Raw genomic sequence first — 1,047 nt, 5'->3', positions numbered from 1 at the left:
ATCTGTCCCTTCTTTTGCACAATACTCGTTAAACATGGATTCTTTTTCTTCAGCTACACTCACAGTGCTATACACGAAGAAGATGAGAGTAATAAATAAATACTTTAGTGGATTCATGAACTTTCCTACTACTTAATATGTCCAATTTCTTCTGAAATCAGGTTGAGAATAATTTCCAATAGTTCATCTGGGTTAGAGGCATCGTAAACGTTGCTTTCGCCAACACATTGAGCTAATGCTTTGTTGTCGCTGACATCATAAGTAAATCCAATCAAAGCAAGTTGTGCAGTCACTGGACGCCCAGAAACAGTTCTGTCAGCACTCAGCCCATCGATAATTTCAGTGCACATCCCCTTTTCTACCAACGCACTAGTCATATCCGAATCGTTGTCGTCACCATCAGAAAGAATAACGATCAACCTCCTTGGGTTTGGATCATTCGTAGCTTTTAAAACCTGAGCAGCACGAATAATGCCTTGATAAGAGGCAGTCCCTCCATATGGTGAAAAACTATTAATATCACGCTCAACGCTCGCTAAGTCAGACGTCAATGGAGTAGTGTAATAATCGTATTTTGAAGCTTTATCGCAGCGTTCATCAGATCCTTTTACTTGCCATAAATCGGCAACTGTATTTTTCGCCCTCTGTTTTTTATTGCCTCCATAGACAATTTGGTCAGAATAATAGATTTTTCTCTTACTCCGACTACCTTTGCAATTATCGCCTACTGCATCGACAGAATATTCAGCGAAAGGGATCAGGGCGACCTTATTCAGCTCGTCCGGCGAAGCGTTTTCTTGATTAAACTTCTCCAATTCAACAAGCACGTTTGAAATTATATCTTGTACCTCTTGATATTTTTTCTTTGTACCCCACCAGTAATCCATTGAACCCGAAAAATCAGTCACAAAAGCAATATCTATGGAATCACCTTGATACTTTCTCGCTGTGCCGGCGTGGCTTACTGAATACTTTTCGTCTAATCCAATAAAGTTTTCGCTACCAGGAAACCAAGCCTCATGCATCGTAGTAATAGAAATATCATAC

General features: G+C 39.9%; 1 protein-coding gene. It reads right to left on the bottom strand.

Annotated features, from left to right (window positions below; all coding sequences use genetic code 11):
* Positions 1–128 precede the first annotated feature (128 nt).
* Positions 129–1,047: vWA domain-containing protein (locus tag L4C33_RS22425; protein ID WP_428814583.1), on the bottom strand; the 919-nt coding region annotated here is incomplete at its 5' end.

The sequence above is a fragment of the Vibrio makurazakiensis genome (assembly GCF_050337375.1).
GTDB classification, from domain to species: Bacteria; Pseudomonadota; Gammaproteobacteria; order Enterobacterales; family Vibrionaceae; genus Vibrio; species Vibrio makurazakiensis.
The sequence above is the reverse complement of the archived record's forward strand: the minus strand, read 5'-3'. Positions and strand labels throughout refer to the sequence as shown.